The organism is Mesorhizobium sp. M7A.F.Ca.MR.148.00.0.0 (assembly GCF_003997735.1).
Lineage (GTDB): Bacteria > Pseudomonadota > Alphaproteobacteria > Rhizobiales > Rhizobiaceae > Mesorhizobium.
In genome coordinates this window covers 1-436 of record NZ_RZTB01000410.1, presented here as the reverse complement: position 1 = coordinate 436, position 436 = coordinate 1, and the positions used below count along the sequence as shown (strand labels likewise).

At 54.1% G+C, this 436-nt stretch carries 1 protein-coding gene; it reads left to right on the top strand.

The window, feature by feature from the left end:
- Window positions 1-36 precede the first annotated feature (36 nt).
- Window positions 37-405 carry a four helix bundle protein gene (locus tag EOB49_RS34745; RefSeq protein WP_127383553.1) on the top strand — a complete coding sequence of 123 codons (369 nt, stop codon included), beginning with the start codon at window positions 37-39 and terminating at the stop codon, window positions 403-405.
- Window positions 406-436 lie beyond the last annotated feature (31 nt).

Genomic DNA, 436 nt, shown 5'->3' with positions numbered 1-436 from the left:
GAGTAGGGGAGTAGGGGAGTAGGGGAGTAGGGACGGATGACCGAAAAAACAGGGTCCTACAAGGACTTGCTTGTTTGGGAGCAGGCGATGGATCTTGCGGTGGCGGTCTACGGTGCTACTAAATCCTGGCCCAAAGAAGAGCTTTATGGGCTGACCAGCCAAGTGCGGCGCTCTGCAACGTCGGTGCCGGCAAACATAGCCGAGGGGTATGGCAGGGAAATTCGAGGCTACTATCTGCAATTTCTCCGTATTGCCCAAGGATCATTGAAGGAACTGGAAACTCAGCTTCTGATTGCTGAACGTATTGGCATCGCGCCGAAAGCGACGTCCGGCCCATTGTTGGCGAGTACCGAAAGTGTGGGAAAGCTTCTTCGGCTTCTCATCCGTAAACTTGCAGCCGAATAGCCTCCCCTATTCCCATATTCCCCTATTCCCC

Excerpts from the sequence above, each read along its gene's own strand:
- EOB49_RS34745 (WP_127383553.1), top strand. The coding sequence starts at position 37 with ATGACCGAAAAAACAGGGTCCTACAAGGACTTGCTTGTTTGGGAGCAG.